Genomic DNA, 17,559 nt, shown 5'->3' with positions numbered 1-17,559 from the left:
AGTTCGCGCATCGGGCCCGCAAGTGCAACTCTTCCGCTGTACACGTCAATGCCCCGAAGGACATGACGTGGAGTTGCCGTAGTCGACCTTGAATTCCTTGATCCCGTTGAGCCAACCGGACGAGAGCCTGCTCGGATCGCCGAGCTTGCTGATGTCGGGCATGTGATCGGCGATCTTGCCGAAGATCAGATCGACCTCCATTCTGGCCAGGTTGGCGCCGACGCAGTAGTGCGGTCCGGTTCCTCCGAACGCGAGGTGCGGGTTCGGGTCTCGGGTGATGTCGAAGACGTCGGGGTTCTCGAAGACGGTTTCGTCGAAGTTCGCCGAGCCGTAGAGCAGTACGACACGCTGCCCCTTCGCAATCGCAGTGCCGGCAATCTGTGTGTCCACCAATGCTGTTCGTTGCATGGACGTCAGTGGCGAAGCCCAGCGGATGATCTCGTCCGCGGCGGTGCGCGGACGCTCACGCTTGTACAGTTCCCACTGATCCGGATGCTCGAGAAATGCCATCATGCCGAGTGTCGTTGCGTTGCGCGTCGTTTCGTTGCCCGCGACAGCCAACATGATGACGAAGAAACCGAACTGTTCCGGGGTGAGTTTCTGCCCGTCGATGTCGGCATGCACCAAGCGCGAGATGATGTCGTCGAGCGGTTCCTCCCGTCTCGCCTCGGCCAGTTGATAGGCGTAGCCCAGGATCTGCGCCGACGCCATCCGCGACTCGCCGGCGAGCGACTCGTCGTCGTATCCCGTCATCTGATTCGACCATTCGTACAGCTGACGGCGCCCGTCCTGCGGTACACCGATCAGCTCCGAGATCGCCTGCATCGGTAACTCGCTGGCGACCTGGCTGACAAAATCACCGCTACCTTCCGCCACGGCAGCCGACGCTATGTCTTCTGCCCGCGCTTCCAGCCCGGCCCGCATCGCTTCCACCGACCGCGGAGTGAACAAGCGCGCCACCAACTTGCGCAGCTGTGTGTGCTCAGGGGCGTCCTTGTTGATGAGGACGTGTTTTGTCGCCTCCAACTCCTCCGCCGAGATGTTGTCTTCATGCCGCGGAATGCAGCCGTTGACGTTGCTCGAGAACTCCTCGCTGCGCAACGAGACGTCGCGGACGTCTGCGTGGCGGGAGACAACCCAACAACCACCGTCGTGAAATCCGCCGGTACCCGGTTCCTGGGCGTTCCACCAGACCGGAGCGCATCGTCGTAGTTCGGCGAACTCGGCAAGCGGGACGCGCTCGCCGTACAGATGCGGGTCGGTCACGTCGAACCCGTCGGGAAGGTCGATCTCAGGCATTGCAGATGCTCCTTTACGGATGGGTGCCGGGTGCCGGGTGTTGCGTGTGAGCGCTAGTCGATCCGGTGGACCGGGTCGCTGTTCTGTGAGAACTCCTTGGCCCAGCGGTAGTCCGGCTTGCCGCTCGGCGCTCGAACGACCTCGTCGGCGATCCAGAAGGAACGCGGAATCTTGTAGCCGGCAAGCTGAGTGCGGGTGTGTTTTTCGATGGAATCGAAATCCGGTTCCACACCATCGCGGACGCGGAGCACCGCCGCCACCCGATTGCCCCACCGCTCGTCGGCAATGCCGATCACTGTTGCGTCGTAGATGTCGGGATGGGCCTTCACCACGGCTTCGACCTCTTCCACGAAGACTTTCTCACCGCCGGTGTTGACCACCATGTTTCCCCGGCCGAGGAGAGTGACCGAGCCGTCGTCCTCGATCCGCGCTCGGTCTCCGGTCACCACTGCCCGCGCGCCGTTCACCTCTCGGAATATCTCCGCCGACTTCACCGGATCGTTGTAGTAGCCCAGTGGGACGTTGCCGAGTTTCGCCAACCATCCTTCGGCCCCCGAACCCGGCTCCAACACACGGTTGTCGTCGTCGACGACGACCGTGAATCTGTTGGCGCCCACTTTGGGTCCGCCACGCTGCTCGAGCCCTTTGGTTGCGAATCCGATTCCGCCGAAGCCTGTTTCGGACGATCCAACCGAATCAGAAATCATCAGATTCGGAAAGACGTCGAAGAACGCGTCTTTGACCGATCCGGAGAAGAGCGCAGCGCCGGAGGCGAGCACAGCCAGGCTCGACGCATCCGGTTGCAATTCGTGATGGGCTTCGACCAGTGGACGGCCCATGGCGTCGCCGGTGATGACCATGACCTGCGGGCGATATTCGGCGACGACTTTCCAGACCTGTGCCGCATCGAACTTCGGTTCGAAGATGACGGTGTTTCCGGAAAACAGAGCGTTGAACGTCGGCATCAGTGCCGAGGTGTGGATCAGCGGTGGAAGCATGCACCACCGCATCGGTTCGGCTGCCGCGGCGCCACCGCGCGACTGCTGGTACTCGTCGGCGATCGGCTCACCCGAATAGAAGTCGTAACCGCCGGCCAACACGCGCCAGATGTCTTCCTGCCGCCAGACGACGCCTTTCGGTCGTCCGGTTGTTCCGCCGGTGTAAAGAACGTAGACGTCGTCGCCGGAACGCTCGGGAAAAGCATGTTCACCTACGCGCAGCGGGGATTGGTTGCCGAGCGCATCCTCATACGCCACTGCCCCCGGAATCGACGGTTCGTTCCCGAGAGCGAGTTCGTCCGCCGCCTCGATCACGTACTTGACCCGCGGCGTGGACACCAACGCCTCGGCGACCCGCTCAGCGAAACCACGATGGAAAACCAACGCCGTGAGATCCGCATTCTCGTACAGATAAACCAATTCGTCGCTCGTGTAGCGGTAGTTCACCGTGATGGGAACGCCGCGGATCTTGAAGGCCGCGAGGACAGCAACCATCGCCTCGATCGAGTTGTGCAGTTGTATACCGATGTGCGAACCGACACCCAACCCGACGGACTGGAAGTAATGCGCCAATCGGTTGGCCCGCTCGTCGAGCTCACGGTATGTCACCTCCTCGCCGGAAACGATCAGCGCGAGGCGATCGGGCATCACATCGACGGAATGCTCGAACAGGTCTGCAAACGTGTACGCCATAGGTTGAGTCCTTCGGGTTCGGCCGGTCAGACGACGAAGAGAGGCAAAGGGATTCCGCGATCTTCGAATACGAATGCCGCGCCGGTACTGACCTTCGTAATGGCGACTTCGACGCATTCCGGAGCGGGAGCTTCGGTGATGTCGACGGCCAGAAGGAGCCCCGCGGCATCTTCGGCCACCACTCTCACGGTGAAGTGCGGATTCACGCCGCGGACCAAAGCCTGGAGGGGATCGAGGTGCTCGCTGCCGAGCAAGGTCGGCCAACCGCCGTCGCGGTCGACAAGAGCGTCTCGCGAGATCCACAGCTCCAGAGCACCGCCGTCCGGTCGGATCTCACTCTCCACATACTGCTTCGGATTCAGCAAGGGATGCACGGACAGGACCAATGCCAACGATTCCAGAGTCGAAGGAAGCCCGAGCGCATCTCGAATACGCTGTGCCGCAACTCCCGCGATTCCGGTCAATTGCTTTCGCGTGATCTCGCGCGCCTTGTCTTCGTCGGCACGGCGGCGAACCGCTGCCAGAAAGCCCAACGCCAACAGATGATGCTGCACGCAGATCTCCTCTGCGATACGAACCAAGGCTGATCGCGAGAAGTCGGAAAACCTCAGGTCGGACAACAACGGACCCGAGTAGTCCGCCCTACCGTCCCCACCGTGATCGATCGGGCTCAGCTCGACCGTCACCGCGGCGGTGCGTCCGATCTGCTCGGTGTGCGCGGTCATCACGGGAGGCGTGTGCGACGGGTCGATGGAAACGGTCCAGGCGCAGTGCGGATGTCGGTCCGCGGGCCTGCGCGGTGGTCGGTGAATCGGCCGGATCTGGGCGTGCGGGTTGGTCGCGATGGCTGTCGCATCGAAAGTCGGATCCTCGATGTCGTGACACATCGAGGTCACGAACTCATCACCCAACGGCTCGACGTCCATGAGTGCTCCACAATGATCGAGCCAGAATTAACCGTGCAGCGGATCGTCGACCCGGTATCGAAAGTCCATGAACTGTGGCGGAGCGCCGATGTCGAGTTGTAGCCCTTTGAAGATCGTCACGACGTCGTCGCCCTCGTATCCGAGGGCCTTCTGCATGCGGCGGGTGTACCAGGGGCTGGCCGATTCCCACTCCTCGACGGCCACCTGCGCCATACCCTCGCGTCCGAATTCGACGATCAGATGCGCCATGCCCGAGCGATCGATCAGCTGCCCGCACAGGAGCAACTCGGGCACCAACACGGCAAGGTCGCGCTGCGAGAGTGTCTCGAAGGAATCGCGTACCGTCATCGGACTCACCACAGCGGGACCGGCGCGGTGCCCACCGGATACCAGCCCGGTAGCGGGTCGCCCGAGATCGATCGCTGGATCCGGCCCTGCATCCCCTTCGAGAGAGCGTTGTTGCCGATCATCTCCATGAACAGAGCCGACACGTTCCCGAAGTCGAAGAAGTCACGCTGCCAGGACCATTGGAAGTCCCCGCCGTAACGGAACCAACTACCGCCGATACCGTAGACGGAGTAGTTGCTCCCGTCCTCACGCTTGGCATCGGAAATCTGCTTCCACAAGCCGATCACGTTTCCGCTACGTTCGTCGATCACAAAGTCTTGATACGGGTACTCCCAACCTTCGAGGCCCTTCATCTCGAGGCCGAGCGCGACTTCGCGAATCTCCTCGCGCCCCACTGCCATGAAATCCTGCTTGGGACCATAGTTCCACCCGTACGTGGCGTCCTCGGTGTACATGTCCGCCAACGGTTTCCAATCACCGGCGGCTTCGGCCTTCTTGTTCGCCTCGATCCAGCGTTGGACCATCTCGTCGAGCTCTGCGCGGTCGAAACCCGTCATCTGAACTTCCTCCCTCGAGTACTTGAATTCGCTGCAATCAATCGACAATCCGCTGTAATCAGTCGACAATTCTCAGGGCGCCGGTCGGGCAGTACCTGACCGCCAGCTCGGCTTCACCGCGGAGCGACTCAGGTGGGTCCGAGTCCAGAAGACTGACCTTCCCCCGCTTCGGGACGACAAAGATCTCCGGTGCCTCGAGCTCACACGCCGCATGGCCTTGGCACAGGTCGAGGTCTACTTCGACGTGCATGATCACCCCTCACGCCCGGGACGTGTTCTGCGCCGGTACCTCACCGCGCACGGCTGCTGCAACTGGACGACCATCTTGCTGTGGTCGTTTCGGTAGGACTCCGACGGCTGCGCCATCTCGAACTCGAAGTCCCGCAGCAGGATCGAGAAGATCGCTTTGAGCTGCATCTGGGCGAATGCAGCGCCGACGCAGCGATGCCGGCCGGCTCCGAACGGAATCCACGTCCAGCGGTTGACGATGTCCTCTTGATTCGGGTCGATGTACCTCCCGGAATCGAAGGTGTCCGGTCGGGGGAAGTCCTCGGCGATTCGATTGGAGATCGCGGGCGTCGCAGCGACAAGATGGCCCTCTCGGATCTCGAAGCCGCCCACTTCGAAATCTCCACGTGCCACCCGCAACAGGATGATCAACGGCGGATGCAGTCGAAGGGTTTCCTTGACCACAGCCTCGAGAACCGGAATCTGGCGCAGGGCATGAAAACTGATGTCGGCGCCGTCGGAGTACAGATTGTCGAGTTCGTCGACGACGTCCGTCATGGTGTCGGGATGCCGCAACATCTCGATCAGCGACCACGCTGCCGTGCCGGAAGTCGTGTGGTGGCCGGCGAACATCATCGAGATGAAGATGCCGGTGATCTCGTCGGCACTGAACCGGAGGTCGCCGTTCTCGTCCTTGACCGAGACCAACACGTCCAACATGTCGCGGTCCTCCTTGCCCTGCGGAGGATTCGCGATGCGCCCGTTCATGATGTCCTGTACCAGAGCGACCAACGCCAACCGGGCCTCGTCGCGGCGGCGGAAACTCTCGATCGGCGCGTACGGATCCACGAAAGCCAATGCATCCGTTCCCTGTTCGAGCTCGTGATACAGCTTGGCGAAGCTATCGTCCAGTTCGTCGCGGAACTTCTTGCCGATCAGGCACGCCGACGAGGTGTAGATGGTCAGCTCGGCGAAGAAGTCGAGCAGATCGATCTCGCCTTCGTCTCCCCACTGCGCGACCATCGCCTCGACCTCGCGGCCGATCGTGGCGGCGTGCCCACGCATCTGTTCGCCGCGCAGAGCCGAGTTGTGCAGCATCTCCTTACGCCGCTCCGGGCTGGCATCGAAGACGACGCCTTCACCGAATATCGGCTTCATGAAGGGGTACGCAGCTTGTTGGTCGAGATCCTCGTCGGTGGAGCGGAAGAAGAACTCGTTTGCCTCGGCTCCGGACAGCAAGATCACTGTGCGGTCGGCAAGTTGAAAGGCGCCGACGTCACCACATTCCTCACGCACCCGGCGCATGAGCGCTATCGGGTCGGTTCGCAGTTCCTCGAGATGCCCGTGCGGGAGATCCCCGCCGGACACCCGCGGCGGCTCGGGCAGTGTTCGCGACGTCTCCTGCACTCCGTGCGTCATGTCGTCTCCTGTGAGTTCGCAGTGGGAAGTTTGTCCAGTGGTGCCTCGGGCTGAACTTCGACGAGCACGATGTGTGCTCCTCGCGGCGCCGACACAACGGCGACGATGGCATTGGCGATGTCCGAGGCGCGCAGAAAGTAACCATGGCGGGCGAACCCCCACTTACTCCACGATTCCCCAACCGGTCCGATGATCTCCGGCGTCGTGTCCATCCCCATGCCGGTCAGTGTCGGCCCGGGTCGCACGATCGACGCGCGAATGCCTGTTCCTTCGAGCTCCATTCGCATCTGGCGCCCCATTGCTTCGAGCCCGGCCTTGGCCGCGTCGTAAGCACCCATGAGTGGACGCTGGCGCTCGGCACAATCCGAGCCGATCAGTACGAAGTCACCGCGCTGTCGTTGCCTCATGCCGGGGAGTACGCGATGCGCCAATCGCTGCGCACCAACGAGGTGGACTTGGATCTGCCGTGAAAACGCCTCTGGATCCATCTCGTCCGCAGCCCCGAATTCGAGGTCACCGGCACCGGAGACGACCATTTCGGTGGGACCGTGGACTGCCTCTGCGGCCGAGACGAATCCGTCGACCGAATCACCGTCCGTGACGTCGAGGAAGTGGGCAAACGCTTCACCACCATTGCTGCGGATCTTCTCGGCGATGGCTTCGCATTCGGTGACTCGACGCGCACCGAGCGCAACCGGATGGCCGAGTTCGGCCAGGGCATACGCAGTAGCGGTGCCGATTCCCGACGATGCACCACTGATCAATGCCGGCCGGCGAACTGGATTGGGTTCGAAACGAGGCATCAGCGCACCTGCACTTTCACCGGCAGGGCCGCAAAGCCCCGGACGTTTGTCGAATGAACACGCTCGATTCCGGACTCGTCGACTTCGTAGTCGCTGACCCGACGCCCGAACTCTGCGAGGGCGATCTTGGCTTCGAGCTTGGCAAGGTGGGCACCGAGACAGAAGTGCACGCCACCACCGAAACTCGCGAGTTTTCCCGACGAACTCCGGCCGATCTGGAAGCTGTCGGCATCCTCGAAGACGTCGGCGTCTCGGTTGGCCGATCCGATCAGGAGCAGGACCTTCTCCCCCGCCGGAATGGTGCGTCCATGATATTCGAGGTCGACAACCGAAGTCCGAGCCACGATCTGGCTCGACGTGTCGTAGCGAAGAGTCTCTTCCACCCATTCCGAGGCTCGTTCGGGATCGTCGAGAACCGGTGTGATCTGCTCCCGGTGGTGCGAACCCCAGTACAGAGCGTTTCCGAGAAGCTTGGTCGTGGTCTCGTTTCCGGCCACGACCATCAGAAACATGAATCCGAGGATCTCCTGGTCCGAGAGTTTGTCTCCGTCGATCTCGGCATCGAGCAAGGCCGAGGTCAGATCGTCCGTCCGCGATCGGCGACGCTGCGCGATCATCTCCTTGTAGTAGCCCATCAAACTGATCGAAGCCTCCACCGCAGGTTGCGGCACGTCGAGAACACCCGCCTCTCGATGCACCACCAGATCCGCCTTGCGCCGCAGTTCGGCTCTGTCGGGTTCGGGAACCCCCATGAGTTCGGAGATGACGTCCATCGGCAGCTTTCCCGCCACCTCCGTAATCCAGTCGAACTCCCCCGCGCCCAACGCAGGTACCAGATGTTGCTTCGTGAGTTCGAGTATCCGGCCGTCGAGCTCCGCAACCCGTCGCGGCGTGAATCCGCGAGAAACCAACTGGCGCAACCGCATATGGCGGGGATCGTCCATCGCGAGAAACGACATCACATAATGCGCGTGTGGACCGTAGGCTGCTGGGTCGAGCGATACCCCGTTGGCGCTCGAGAGACGCTTGTTGTCCTTGAATCCGTCGACCACGTCCGCATATCGCGACAACGCCCAAAAGCCAACGTCCGGATTGTGATACAACGGTGATTCTTCGCGCAGACGCTTGTACGTCGGATACGGATCGTCGTGAAAGTGGTAGTCGTACGGATTGAAGACCACCGGATCGATCAAAGCTTCTGTCATGATTTCTCCAGGATCAGTAGAGCTGAGGCCTCGAGGCGTCCAGCGATTTGCGCGTAGGTTCCGTAGCCGATCCCCGCTCGCAGAAGCGCCCCGGCATAAAGCATTTCGAGCGCTTCCAACACTTCGGGTTCGCCATTCGGATCCAACGCCGAAGCGAGTCGTTGATGGATCTCGAGTCCGATCCGCCCGCGAAGATGTTCCACTTCAGGATCGGATCCAAGCAGTGCATTGGTCACGGCGGCCGATACCTCCGGTTCGTCCGCGAGAAGCAGCGCGATGTTTCGAAGTACAGACAGCACGTGCGCGGTGCGATCCAACCCTGAGCCATCAGGTGCCGACGAGTTCTGAAGTCTTCGCCAGAAAACCTCTGCGACCAGATGCTCCTTGGACGCGAAATACGTGTAGGCGGTCGCAGTTCCGACACCCGCTTCGGCCGCAACCGAACGGACAGTCAGTCCGGAAAACTCTTGTTTGCGTAGAACTTTCACTGTTGCTTCGGCAAGCCTGGCCACAGTTTCCGCCTGTTTGCCCGTGAGGCGCCTGCGAGTGGATTCATAGACAATCGATCCCCCGCCACTTGAATCGCCCCGTTTGCTGGACACGTGTCTGGACGTTACTACAGCACCCTGTCCAGGGCAACGAAATGGGGAAACTTCGAAAATTCACCACTCACAGGCAGCCACGAAGCGAAAAGTTCTACTACAGACCGATCTTCATCCCGGCACCAGCGTCCACGCGCAGTTGCTGCCCGGTGACGAATCGCGACTCGTCCGAGGACAGGTACACGACCGCATGCGAGATGTCCGCGGGCTCGACCCACGGAGTCGGCATCGCCTGCATGAACGGGAACGTCACTGCCGCATCCTCGGCGGTCGGATTCTCGAGGTCGGGACGGAACGTCCGGTACATCGGCATGCTCTGCAACATGTCGGTGTTCACGTTGGTCGGATGAATCGCGTTGACGCGAATGGAACTCGGCCCGAGAGTCAGTGCCAACGAACTCGTATATGCCTGAATCAGCTTCTTGGCCAGTCCGTATCCGTCGCCACCCGGACCCTGGAGCGCCTGCTGCCCGTTGAATCCGGTCTGTGGCACCAGACCGGCAACAGAGCCGATCGCGATGATCGAACCCCCTTCGCCGAGGTATTCCATCGACGCGTGCACTGTATTGACAACACCGAGAAAGTTCACATCGAACGCGTCGACGAAACCGGCAGTCGACACGTGCTTGCCGAGCGGACAGATACCGGCGTTCGCCACGACGACATGCAATCCGCCCAACTGACCTACCGCCTCGGCAAGTGCCGTTTCGAGTCCGGCGCGATCGCGGACGTCGACACGGGCCGTCACCACCTGCTGTCCGGTCTCTTTCACCAGTCGAGCCGTTTCCTCGAGATCGGCAGGACTGGCGAGCGGGTATTCGTTGCTGGCGATGTCTGCGCACAGATCGAAGGCGATGATGTGCGCGCCCTCCCGTGCGAGATGAACGGCATGACTGCGCCCCTGACCTCGAGCAGCACCGGTCACCAGCACCACTTTTCCGTCAACTCTGTTCATTTCGACCTCTCTCCCGTGTACGTGAAGGCGTGTATGTGAAGGCGTGTACGTGAAGGCGTGCATGTGAAGGCGTGGTTGTGAATGTGCGGTGAACCGTAGCCGCGCCGCCCCGGACACGAGGCGCTTTTCACCGAAGCAGATCCCGAGACGCTCTCGAAATCTCTTATGCCCCAGAAACCATTGCCTCAACCACGAGTGTGAACTAGAGTCCAGACACATGTCCAGAAAGAGAGGGTTCGCGTTATGACGCTTCGACCCGCAGACAGTTCTGCACTTCTCGTCGACGGAAAGCTGGTTCCCGGATCGGGTGGAACCTTCGAAGTTTTCAACCCGGCCACCGAGGAACTGATCGGCCGTGCGGCCGAAGGCACCACCGCGGACATGGACGCGGCCATTGCCGCGGCGCGCCGTGCGTTCGACGAGACCGAATGGGCACGCGATCACGGGTTTCGCGCTCGCTGCCTGCGCCAACTGTGCGACGCACTCCAGTCCCACATCGAGGAGTTGCGTGAGATCACCGTCGCCGAGGTCGGCGCACCCGTCATGCTGACGAGCGGTCCGCAACTCGAAGGCCCGATCGAAGATCTTCGCTACTGGGCTGACCTGATCGAAACCTATTCGTGGGAACAAGATCTCGGGCACGCGTCACCCATGGGGATTCCGACCCATCGCCGACTGCTCAAGGAAGCGGTCGGCGTCGTCGGCGCAATCACACCGTGGAACTTCCCGCACCAGATCAATTTCGCCAAACTCGGCCCCGCCCTCGCGGCCGGCAACACCATCGTTCTCAAACCCGCGCCGGACACGCCCTGGTGCGCCGCGCTTGTCGCCAAGGTGATTGCAGAAGAAACCGAGATCCCGGCGGGCGTCGTCAACGTGGTGACGTCGACAGATCACTCTCTCGGCGCGCAGCTGTGCAGCGATCCGCGCGTCGATCTCGTGTCTTTCACCGGTTCCACCGCCACCGGACGCACGGTGATGGCCACGGCCGCGCAAACCCTCAAGAAGGTCTTCCTCGAACTCGGGGGCAAGTCCGCATTCATCGTCCTCGACGACGCTGACATCAAGGGTGCATGCTCGGTTGCCGCGTTCTCCGTGTGCGTTCATGCCGGTCAGGGATGCGCACTCAGTACCAGACTTCTCGTGCCGCGCGCTCGGTACGAACATGCTCTGGCCGCGGCCTGCGCCGCGATGGCGGGTATCCGAGCCGGTGACCCCAGCGCGCGCGGAACGGTGTGTGGTCCGGTCATCTCCGCGCGCCAGCGCGCCAGGGTGGAGAGCTACCTCGCCCTCGCGGTCGAAGAGGGCGGCACGATCGTGACGGGTGGAGGCCGACCCGACGATCACCAGAGCGGCTTCTTCGTCGAACCCACTCTCATTGCCGGGCTGGACAACTCGTCTCGCGTAGCGCAGGAGGAGATTTTCGGGCCCGTTCTCGTGATCATTCCGTACGACAACGACGACGACGCTATCCGGATTGCCAACGATTCCCCCTACGGCCTGTCCGGGTCGGTGTGGGGCGCCGATCCCGATCGCGTCGCGCACGTGGTTGCCGGTGTCAGAACCGGAACGCTGAGCGTCAACGGCGGCGTCTGGTATTCGGCCGACGCACCGTTCGGCGGCTACAAACAATCCGGGATCGGCCGCGAAATGGGCCTCGCAGGTTTCGAGGAATACCTCGAAACCAAGCTCGTCGCTTCACCTTCCTGACATTCCACACCCTCACCCCACACCCTCACCACAGAATCATCACCACGAAAGTAGGTCGACATGGGACGTTTCGACGGTCGCACCGCGATAGTCACCGGAGCAGCGCAGGGTATCGGAGAGGCGTATGCCCGCGCTCTGGCCGCGGAGGGGGCCAACGTGGTCGTGGCGGACCTCAATCGCGAACTCGGTGAAGCTGTCGCCAAGCAGATCACGGCGGACGGTGGAAGTGCCGTGTTCAAGGACGTCGACGTCGCCGACGGGGAGTCGACTGCGGCACTTGCCGACTTCACGATCGAGCAGTTCGGTAGCATCGAGCATCTGGTGAACAACGCTGCCATCTACGGCGGAATGAAGATCGATTCCCTGTTGACGGTGGACTGGGACTACTACCGAAAGTTCATGAGCGTCAACATGGACGGCGCATTGCACGTGTGCCGGGCGGTCGTACCTCATATGCGCGCGAAGGGCGGTTCGATCGTCAACCAGTCCTCCACAGCAGCCTGGCTGTACTCGAATTACTACGGACTCGCAAAAGCCGGCGTCAACAGCCTGACACAACAACTCGCGACCGAACTCGGCTGGTCGAACATCCGGATCAACGCCATCGCTCCCGGTCCCATCGACACGGAGGCGACTCGAACCGTCACCCCCGGCAACATCGTCAAGGACATGGTAAAGCGAATCCCGTTGCAGCGCATGGGAACACCGGAGGATCTCGTCGGCATGTGCCTGTTCCTTCTCTCCGACGACGCAGGCTGGGTGACCGGGCAGATCTTCAACGTCGACGGAGGCCAGGTGTACCGGTCATGACGGAATCGGCGCCGAAAGCCAGCGCTTCGAAAACCAGACTGGGATACATCGGCCTAGGCAACATGGGCGCGCCGATGGCGCAGCGCCTCCTGGACTGGCCGGGCGGACTGGTGGTGTGTGATGCCCGCGCAGAAGCGCTCGAACCGTTCACCACTGCGGGCGCGAGCGCAGCATCGACGCCCGCCGACGTTGCAGCGCAGGCGAGCATCATCTCCGTCACGGTGCTCGACGACGCGCAGGTACGCGAGGTTGTGTGCGGGCCGCACGGGATCCTGTCGACCGCACAGCCAGGCACTGTCGTCGCGATTCACTCCACTATCTCGGACACCACGGCGGTGGAACTCGCTGACATCTGTCAACAGCGTGGTGTTCTGCTGGTCGACGCGCCGATCAGTGGCGGTGCCGGCGGCGCAGCGCAGGGCAGGCTGGCAGTGATGATCGGCGGCTCCGACGAGGCGTTCGAAGCCGTCCGCGAGCCCTTCGGATCCTGGGCCGAGCTGGTGGTTCACGCCGGTGACGTCGGCGCGGGAACGCGAATGAAGCTCGCACGCAACCTTCTTCACTTCGTCTCGTTCACCGCCACGACCGAGGCCGCGCGACTCGCCGAAGCAGCAGGACTCGATCTCCGCACGCTCGGAAAGGTCGTCAGGCACACCGATGCGATCACTGGTGGCGCGGGCGCGATCATGCTCCGTGACACCACCGCACCGGTCTCGGAGGACGACCCGTGGTTCTCGATACTGCGGCATGTTCGCAATCTCGGGGAGAAGGACTTGGCCTTGGCCATCGACCTCGGTGATCGGCTGAATCTCGATCTGCCGCTCGCGCACCTTGCGCTCGCCGGACTCGGTGCCGGTCTGGGCGTCGGGAATGACAGCGAAGACAGGCCGGCCGAACCTTCAACGGCGTCTTCGGCATCTACTACTCGGGAGCACGCATGACCGACACCACTCACCTGACCGATGCCGGTGGAACCGACGAAAGCCGCATCTCCGAGGCCCGCGCTCGTGGCGTCGCGAAGATGAACGAGGTGTACGGCTGGGAGCTTCCCGCCGACGTTCCCGGCGACTTCTTCGCGGTCACCGCCGACCACCTCTTTGCCGACATCTGGACGCGACCGGGACTGTCGGTGCGTGACCGACGACTACTCCTGATCGGTGCCATCACCGCCCAGGGGCAGAACGATGTGGCAAAGATCCAGATCAACGCTGCTCTCCACAACGAGGAGTTGACCGAGCAGCAGTTCGAAGAGGCCGCGATCTTCCTATGCCACTACGTCGGCTGGCCGCTGGCCACCGGACTCAACAATGCGCTGATCGCCGTGAAGGCCGACAGACGTAAAGCCGCGCGCGCCAGGGAGAAGGCCGCAGCCGATTCCGCGAAAACGGACACCGACTGACTTTCGATCGAGATACTGCCATCAGGGCATCAATCACACCCACCGATTCCCCCACCAACCAACCAGAAGAACGAAGGATCCGAATCCATGGCCGAGGCCAGCTCAATCCGTCCGCAGTCCGCCGCAAGCATCGAGCAGTGGCACTTCGAGGCTGACGTCGTCGTCGCCGGCTACGGCATTGCCGGAGTGAGTGCTTCGATCGAGGCCGCGCGAGCGGGCGCCGACGTGTTGGTGCTCGAGCGCACGAGCGGCTGGGGCGGCGCTGCGGCGCTGGCAGGCGGATTCATCTATCTGGGCGGCGGGACCCCGTTGCAGCAGGCACTCGGGTTCGAGGACTCCCCCGCCAACATGAAATCGTTCATGATGGCCGCACTCGGTCCCGGCGCCGACGAGGAGAAGATCACCGACTACTGCGAAGGCAGCGTCGAGCACTACAACTGGCTCGTCGACAACGGTGTGCCGTTCAAGGAAAGTTTCTACGGCCAACCCGGCTGGGAAACACCCTTCGACGACGGACTCATGTATTCCGGCGGCGAGAACTCGGCACCGTTCAACACGATCGCGACACCGGCCCCTCGCGGGCACGTGCCGCAGATGAGCGGCAAGCGCACCGGGGAGAAGGGCGGTGGTTTCATGTTGATGAAGCCACTGATCGAGACGGCCGAAAGCCTCGGCGTACGAGCAGAATACGACATGCGAGTCCAGCGCCTGGTCGTCGACGGAGATCGAGTAGTCGGCATCATCGCCAAGCAGTACGGCAAGGAAGTGGCAGTTCGAGCACGCACGGGTGTCGTACTGGCGACGGGAAGCTTCGCCTACAACGAAGCGATGATCCAGTCGTACGCCCCACGGCTGATCGGGCGCCCCGGTGCGGCTATCGAAGAGCACGACGGCAAGGCCATCCAGATGGCGCAGGCACTCGGGGCCGACCTCGCACACATGGACGCAACCGAGGTCGCATTCTTCGGCGACCCCCAGTTGATGATCCGCGGCATTCTCGTCAACGGGCGCGGCCAGCGCTACGTCAACGAAGACACGTATCCGGGAAGAATCGGCCAGGAGACGCTGCTGCGCAACGAGAATCAAGCCTACCTGATCATCGACGAAGCCTCCTACGAAGAGGGCTGCGCCGCCGACAGTTCCACACCGTTCTTCAGATTCCAGCCCAAGTGGGTGGCCGAGACCGTCGAGGAACTCGAATCCGACATGGGCCTGCCGGAAGGCACCCTTCAGTCGACCGTCGAGGTCTACAACCGGCACGCCGCCCGTGGTGAAGACCCGGTACTCGGTAAGAAGAAGGAGTGGGTCAAGCCGATCGGCTCACCCGTCGCTGCGCTCGATCTTCGCAATTTCACCGCCGGATTCACGCTCGGCGGCCTGCGCACGTCGATCAACTCGGAGGTCATCCACGTCTCCGGCGAACCGATCCCGGGTTTGTTTGCCGCTGGACGCTGCACCGCCGGCGTCTGCGCCGGTGGATACGCCTCCGGAACGTCCCTCGGTGACGGCAGCTTCTACGGGCGACGCGCGGGAATCAGCGCTGCCAAGGGCTGAGCGTCTCTTCTCAAATGTCAGCGTCCTCAATGTCAGCGTCCTCGCTGCGACGTTCGAGGAACAACGTGTCACGCCACCTGCCACCGAGTTGAGCGATACGCGAGCGAGTGCCGACGATCCGGAATCCGACGGCCTGATGCAAGGCGACACTCGCCCGGTTCTCCGGGAAGATCGACGACTGCACCGTCCAGATCTCGCTGGCGTCGGCGGCTTGCACCTGTCGGCGAAGCAGCAGCTTGCCCACGCCGCGCCCGCGAGCGCCGCTACCGATGTAGATGGAGTTCTCGGCGACCCCGCGGTAGCAATCACGCGAGGACACCGGGCTCAGGCTCGCCCAGCCTTCGACTCGGCCGTCGATCTCGGCGACCCATCGATGATCGGGCAACCATTGCGCGTCGAGCTTCTCGGCTGACGGCACCGACGTGGTGAACGTCGCGGTTCCGGTGTCGATTCCTTCGCGGTAGATCGAGCGCACGGCATCCCAGTCGCCGGATTCCATGCGGCGCAGCACCACATCGTCGGGAAGAACTCCCAGTGTGTCTTCGACCGGGCCACGCGCAGCCACGACGGCGGCCGCTGCCATCAGATCGGAGTATGCCGTTCCGGCAACACTGACAACCGAAGTGCCTTCACGCACCGAAGCCTCGACAAAACCGACCTCGATCAAGGCCTCGAGGTGAGCACTCAGCGCCGACGGCTCGAGTGATGCGGCGTGTGCAATCGTGTCGACGTCGATCGGACCGCCGGCAGCGAGTCGGAGCACTCGCAGCCGCGTCGGATCACCCAGGCACGCAAACCTGCGCGCAAGTACATCGGTGTCGAGGGGCGCGAGTGTTTCTGAACTCATGTGGCGACTATAACGCCGCTGACCTGCAGTTCGGTCGGCTAGGTGGGGCGAGCGGGCCCCGAAGTGAGAAACAACTCAGCCGCCGATCCTCGGGTTCACCGGCTAACGCGCACCGATCGACTCGGCAATCATCGACCACGAGTTGTGAAGATCGTCCTGCCAATAACCCCAGGAGTGAGTGCCGGTTGCCCGGAAATCATAGGTGGCCGGGATGCCCAGGGAGTCGAGCCGCTCGGCCAAACGCTGGGTGCACTGGTTCGTCCCAGCCTCGATGACTCCACCCACGATCACCTGGTTCGCCAGAACGCCGAGGTCGCCGTTGACCATCGGTCCGCCCAGATTCTCGTGTGGGCCGGGCAGGCCCGATCCATTGCTGATGTAGAGGTCGACCCCCCGCAATCTCTCGGCGTTGACCACAGGATCGTTGGCTACCCAGCCCGGACCGCCGGGAGGACCCCACATGTTGTCCACGTTGCCGCCGCGGAATCCGACCACGAATCTCACGTAGTCCTGACCGGGTTGAGTACTCGTCTCGGCGCACCCGCTGAAGGCACCGACGGCACGGTAAACGGATGGCGCCGCCTCGGCCAGGCTCAGAACCGAGGTACCTGCCATCGACAATCCGGCAACGGCATTCACACCCGTAGTCCCGAGCGTGGCATCGACGATCGGTGGCAACTCCTCGGTGAGGAACGTGGTCCACTTGTTCAGCCCGAGAACAGGATCGGGCTTCTCCCAGTCGGTGTAGTAGCTGTAGGCACCGCCGATCGGGTTGACGACGTTGACGTTCTTGTCGCCGAAGAAGTCGACGACGTCTGTGCGTGTCTGCCACGTCGCCGTGTCCTCGCCTCCGCCCGCGCCATTGAGCAGGTAGAGAGTCGGCCGGGGCGCACTAGTGTCTGCCGGCCGAATCACCTCGAGCGGAATCACCTTGTCCATTGCAGCGGAGTAGACGTACATCGTCAGCTGACGGGCGTTGATTTCCTCGACGTGATCGAGAGCTGAACTGTCTGGAGGGGATGTTCGCGCCTGATCAGCCGAGGCAAGCGCTGCTTCACCGAACAATCCCGTCCATGCAACGAGGGCGACGACCAGTATCGCCCGAGTACGTCCGATCCTTCTCATTGCCGCTCCTCGTGCTCGATTGCGGTGCCCGGCAACAGCTCGGTGGCGCTCGCTTCACGGGCGTGCGGCTCGGTGGCTTAG

General features: G+C 62.5%; 16 protein-coding genes and 1 pseudogene. 5 read left to right on the top strand and 12 right to left on the bottom strand.

Going from position 1 to position 17,559, the window contains the following annotated elements; all coding sequences use genetic code 11:
• Window positions 1-45 precede the first annotated feature (45 nt).
• From CPI83_RS13215 to CPI83_RS13170, 10 genes and pseudogenes are all read right to left on the bottom strand, one after another.
• Window positions 46-1,299 (bottom strand): cytochrome P450, encoded by a 1,254-nt coding sequence (locus CPI83_RS13215; protein WP_020969761.1) that lies wholly within the window; start codon window positions 1,297-1,299, stop codon window positions 46-48.
• A 53-nt stretch (window positions 1,300-1,352) separates the two neighbouring features.
• Entirely contained in the window at window positions 1,353-2,990 is a 1,638-nt protein-coding gene (locus tag CPI83_RS13210) for an acyl-CoA synthetase (protein WP_070797316.1), read from the bottom strand.
• 26 nt (window positions 2,991-3,016) lie between these two features.
• Window positions 3,017-4,264: pseudogene (locus tag CPI83_RS13205) on the bottom strand (hypothetical protein).
• A gap of 5 nt (window positions 4,265-4,269) precedes the next feature.
• Window positions 4,270-4,821, bottom strand: a complete 552-nt coding sequence (locus CPI83_RS13200) for a hypothetical protein (RefSeq protein ID WP_020907944.1) — start codon at window positions 4,819-4,821, stop codon at window positions 4,270-4,272.
• 58 nt (window positions 4,822-4,879) lie between these two features.
• On the bottom strand, window positions 4,880-5,071 hold the full coding sequence (locus CPI83_RS13195; RefSeq protein WP_029255487.1) for a ferredoxin: 192 nt from the start codon (window positions 5,069-5,071) through the stop codon (window positions 4,880-4,882).
• A 2-nt stretch (window positions 5,072-5,073) separates the two neighbouring features.
• The gene (locus CPI83_RS13190) at window positions 5,074-6,468 is read right to left on the bottom strand and encodes a cytochrome P450 (protein WP_097387322.1); all 1,395 of its coding nucleotides are present in this window, start codon (window positions 6,466-6,468) and stop codon (window positions 5,074-5,076) included.
• Entirely contained in the window at window positions 6,465-7,271 is an 807-nt protein-coding gene (locus CPI83_RS13185; protein WP_020907946.1) for an SDR family oxidoreductase, read from the bottom strand. The genes CPI83_RS13190 and CPI83_RS13185 overlap by 4 nt, the downstream gene beginning before the upstream one ends.
• Window positions 7,271-8,476 (bottom strand): cytochrome P450, encoded by a 1,206-nt coding sequence (locus CPI83_RS13180; protein ID WP_019748682.1) that lies wholly within the window; start codon window positions 8,474-8,476, stop codon window positions 7,271-7,273. The genes CPI83_RS13185 and CPI83_RS13180 overlap by 1 nt, the downstream gene beginning before the upstream one ends.
• Window positions 8,473-9,039 carry a TetR/AcrR family transcriptional regulator gene (locus CPI83_RS13175; protein WP_024487471.1) on the bottom strand — a complete coding sequence of 189 codons (567 nt, stop codon included), beginning with the start codon at window positions 9,037-9,039 and terminating at the stop codon, window positions 8,473-8,475. Before CPI83_RS13175 ends, CPI83_RS13180 begins: the two co-directional genes overlap by 4 nt.
• Before the next feature lie 136 nt (window positions 9,040-9,175).
• Complete coding sequence (locus tag CPI83_RS13170; protein ID WP_019748684.1) at window positions 9,176-10,033, bottom strand: mycofactocin-coupled SDR family oxidoreductase; 858 nt, start codon at window positions 10,031-10,033, stop codon at window positions 9,176-9,178.
• Between the two features lie 243 nt (window positions 10,034-10,276).
• Here CPI83_RS13170 and CPI83_RS13165 point away from each other — a divergent pair, with 243 nt between their 5' ends.
• From CPI83_RS13165 to CPI83_RS13145, 5 genes are all read left to right on the top strand, one after another.
• Window positions 10,277-11,743, top strand: a complete 1,467-nt coding sequence (locus CPI83_RS13165) for an aldehyde dehydrogenase (protein WP_097387321.1) — start codon at window positions 10,277-10,279, stop codon at window positions 11,741-11,743.
• Window positions 11,744-11,803: 60 nt separating this feature from the next.
• The gene (locus CPI83_RS13160) at window positions 11,804-12,553 is read left to right on the top strand and encodes an SDR family oxidoreductase (protein WP_007728639.1); all 750 of its coding nucleotides are present in this window, start codon (window positions 11,804-11,806) and stop codon (window positions 12,551-12,553) included.
• Window positions 12,550-13,494 carry an NAD(P)-dependent oxidoreductase gene (locus tag CPI83_RS13155; protein ID WP_097387320.1) on the top strand — a complete coding sequence of 315 codons (945 nt, stop codon included), beginning with the start codon at window positions 12,550-12,552 and terminating at the stop codon, window positions 13,492-13,494. Before CPI83_RS13160 ends, CPI83_RS13155 begins: the two co-directional genes overlap by 4 nt.
• Window positions 13,491-13,952, top strand: coding sequence for a carboxymuconolactone decarboxylase family protein (locus tag CPI83_RS13150; protein WP_097387319.1), 462 nt, complete (start codon window positions 13,491-13,493; stop codon window positions 13,950-13,952). Before CPI83_RS13155 ends, CPI83_RS13150 begins: the two co-directional genes overlap by 4 nt.
• An 87-nt stretch (window positions 13,953-14,039) precedes the next feature.
• Window positions 14,040-15,506 carry an FAD-dependent oxidoreductase gene (locus CPI83_RS13145; protein ID WP_097387318.1) on the top strand — a complete coding sequence of 489 codons (1,467 nt, stop codon included), beginning with the start codon at window positions 14,040-14,042 and terminating at the stop codon, window positions 15,504-15,506.
• 10 nt (window positions 15,507-15,516) lie between these two features.
• On the opposite strand, the gene CPI83_RS13140 is transcribed toward CPI83_RS13145, so the two are convergent.
• Both CPI83_RS13140 and CPI83_RS13135 read right to left on the bottom strand, forming a co-directional pair.
• Window positions 15,517-16,353 (bottom strand): GNAT family N-acetyltransferase, encoded by an 837-nt coding sequence (locus tag CPI83_RS13140; protein WP_019748689.1) that lies wholly within the window; start codon window positions 16,351-16,353, stop codon window positions 15,517-15,519.
• A gap of 102 nt (window positions 16,354-16,455) precedes the next feature.
• Window positions 16,456-17,478: an alpha/beta hydrolase family protein gene (locus CPI83_RS13135; RefSeq protein ID WP_046378652.1), complete on the bottom strand. Its 1,023-nt coding sequence runs from the start codon at window positions 17,476-17,478 to the stop codon at window positions 16,456-16,458.
• Between the last annotated feature and the right edge of the window lie 81 nt (window positions 17,479-17,559).

Source organism: Rhodococcus sp. H-CA8f (assembly GCF_002501585.1).
GTDB classification, from domain to species: domain Bacteria; phylum Actinomycetota; class Actinomycetes; order Mycobacteriales; family Mycobacteriaceae; genus Rhodococcus_F; species Rhodococcus_F erythropolis.
This window is presented reverse-complemented; position numbering and strand designations above follow the sequence as displayed.

Coding starts and splice junctions, on each gene's coding strand:
- CPI83_RS13215 (WP_020969761.1), bottom strand. CDS start 1,299: ATGCCTGAGATCGACCTTCCCGACGGGTTCGACGTGACCGACCCGCAT.
- CPI83_RS13210 (WP_070797316.1), bottom strand. CDS start 2,990: ATGGCGTACACGTTTGCAGACCTGTTCGAGCATTCCGTCGATGTGATG.
- CPI83_RS13195 (WP_029255487.1), bottom strand. CDS start 5,071: ATGCACGTCGAAGTAGACCTCGACCTGTGCCAAGGCCATGCGGCGTGT.
- CPI83_RS13140 (WP_019748689.1), bottom strand. CDS start 16,353: ATGAGTTCAGAAACACTCGCGCCCCTCGACACCGATGTACTTGCGCGC.
- CPI83_RS13150 (WP_097387319.1), top strand. CDS start 13,491: ATGACCGACACCACTCACCTGACCGATGCCGGTGGAACCGACGAAAGC.
- CPI83_RS13165 (WP_097387321.1), top strand. CDS start 10,277: ATGACGCTTCGACCCGCAGACAGTTCTGCACTTCTCGTCGACGGAAAG.
- CPI83_RS13190 (WP_097387322.1), bottom strand. CDS start 6,468: ATGACGCACGGAGTGCAGGAGACGTCGCGAACACTGCCCGAGCCGCCG.
- CPI83_RS13160 (WP_007728639.1), top strand. CDS start 11,804: ATGGGACGTTTCGACGGTCGCACCGCGATAGTCACCGGAGCAGCGCAG.
- CPI83_RS13185 (WP_020907946.1), bottom strand. CDS start 7,271: ATGCCTCGTTTCGAACCCAATCCAGTTCGCCGGCCGGCATTGATCAGT.
- CPI83_RS13200 (WP_020907944.1), bottom strand. CDS start 4,821: ATGACGGGTTTCGACCGCGCAGAGCTCGACGAGATGGTCCAACGCTGG.
- CPI83_RS13180 (WP_019748682.1), bottom strand. CDS start 8,476: ATGACAGAAGCTTTGATCGATCCGGTGGTCTTCAATCCGTACGACTAC.
- CPI83_RS13135 (WP_046378652.1), bottom strand. CDS start 17,478: ATGAGAAGGATCGGACGTACTCGGGCGATACTGGTCGTCGCCCTCGTT.
- CPI83_RS13155 (WP_097387320.1), top strand. CDS start 12,550: ATGACGGAATCGGCGCCGAAAGCCAGCGCTTCGAAAACCAGACTGGGA.
- CPI83_RS13170 (WP_019748684.1), bottom strand. CDS start 10,033: ATGAACAGAGTTGACGGAAAAGTGGTGCTGGTGACCGGTGCTGCTCGA.
- CPI83_RS13145 (WP_097387318.1), top strand. CDS start 14,040: ATGGCCGAGGCCAGCTCAATCCGTCCGCAGTCCGCCGCAAGCATCGAG.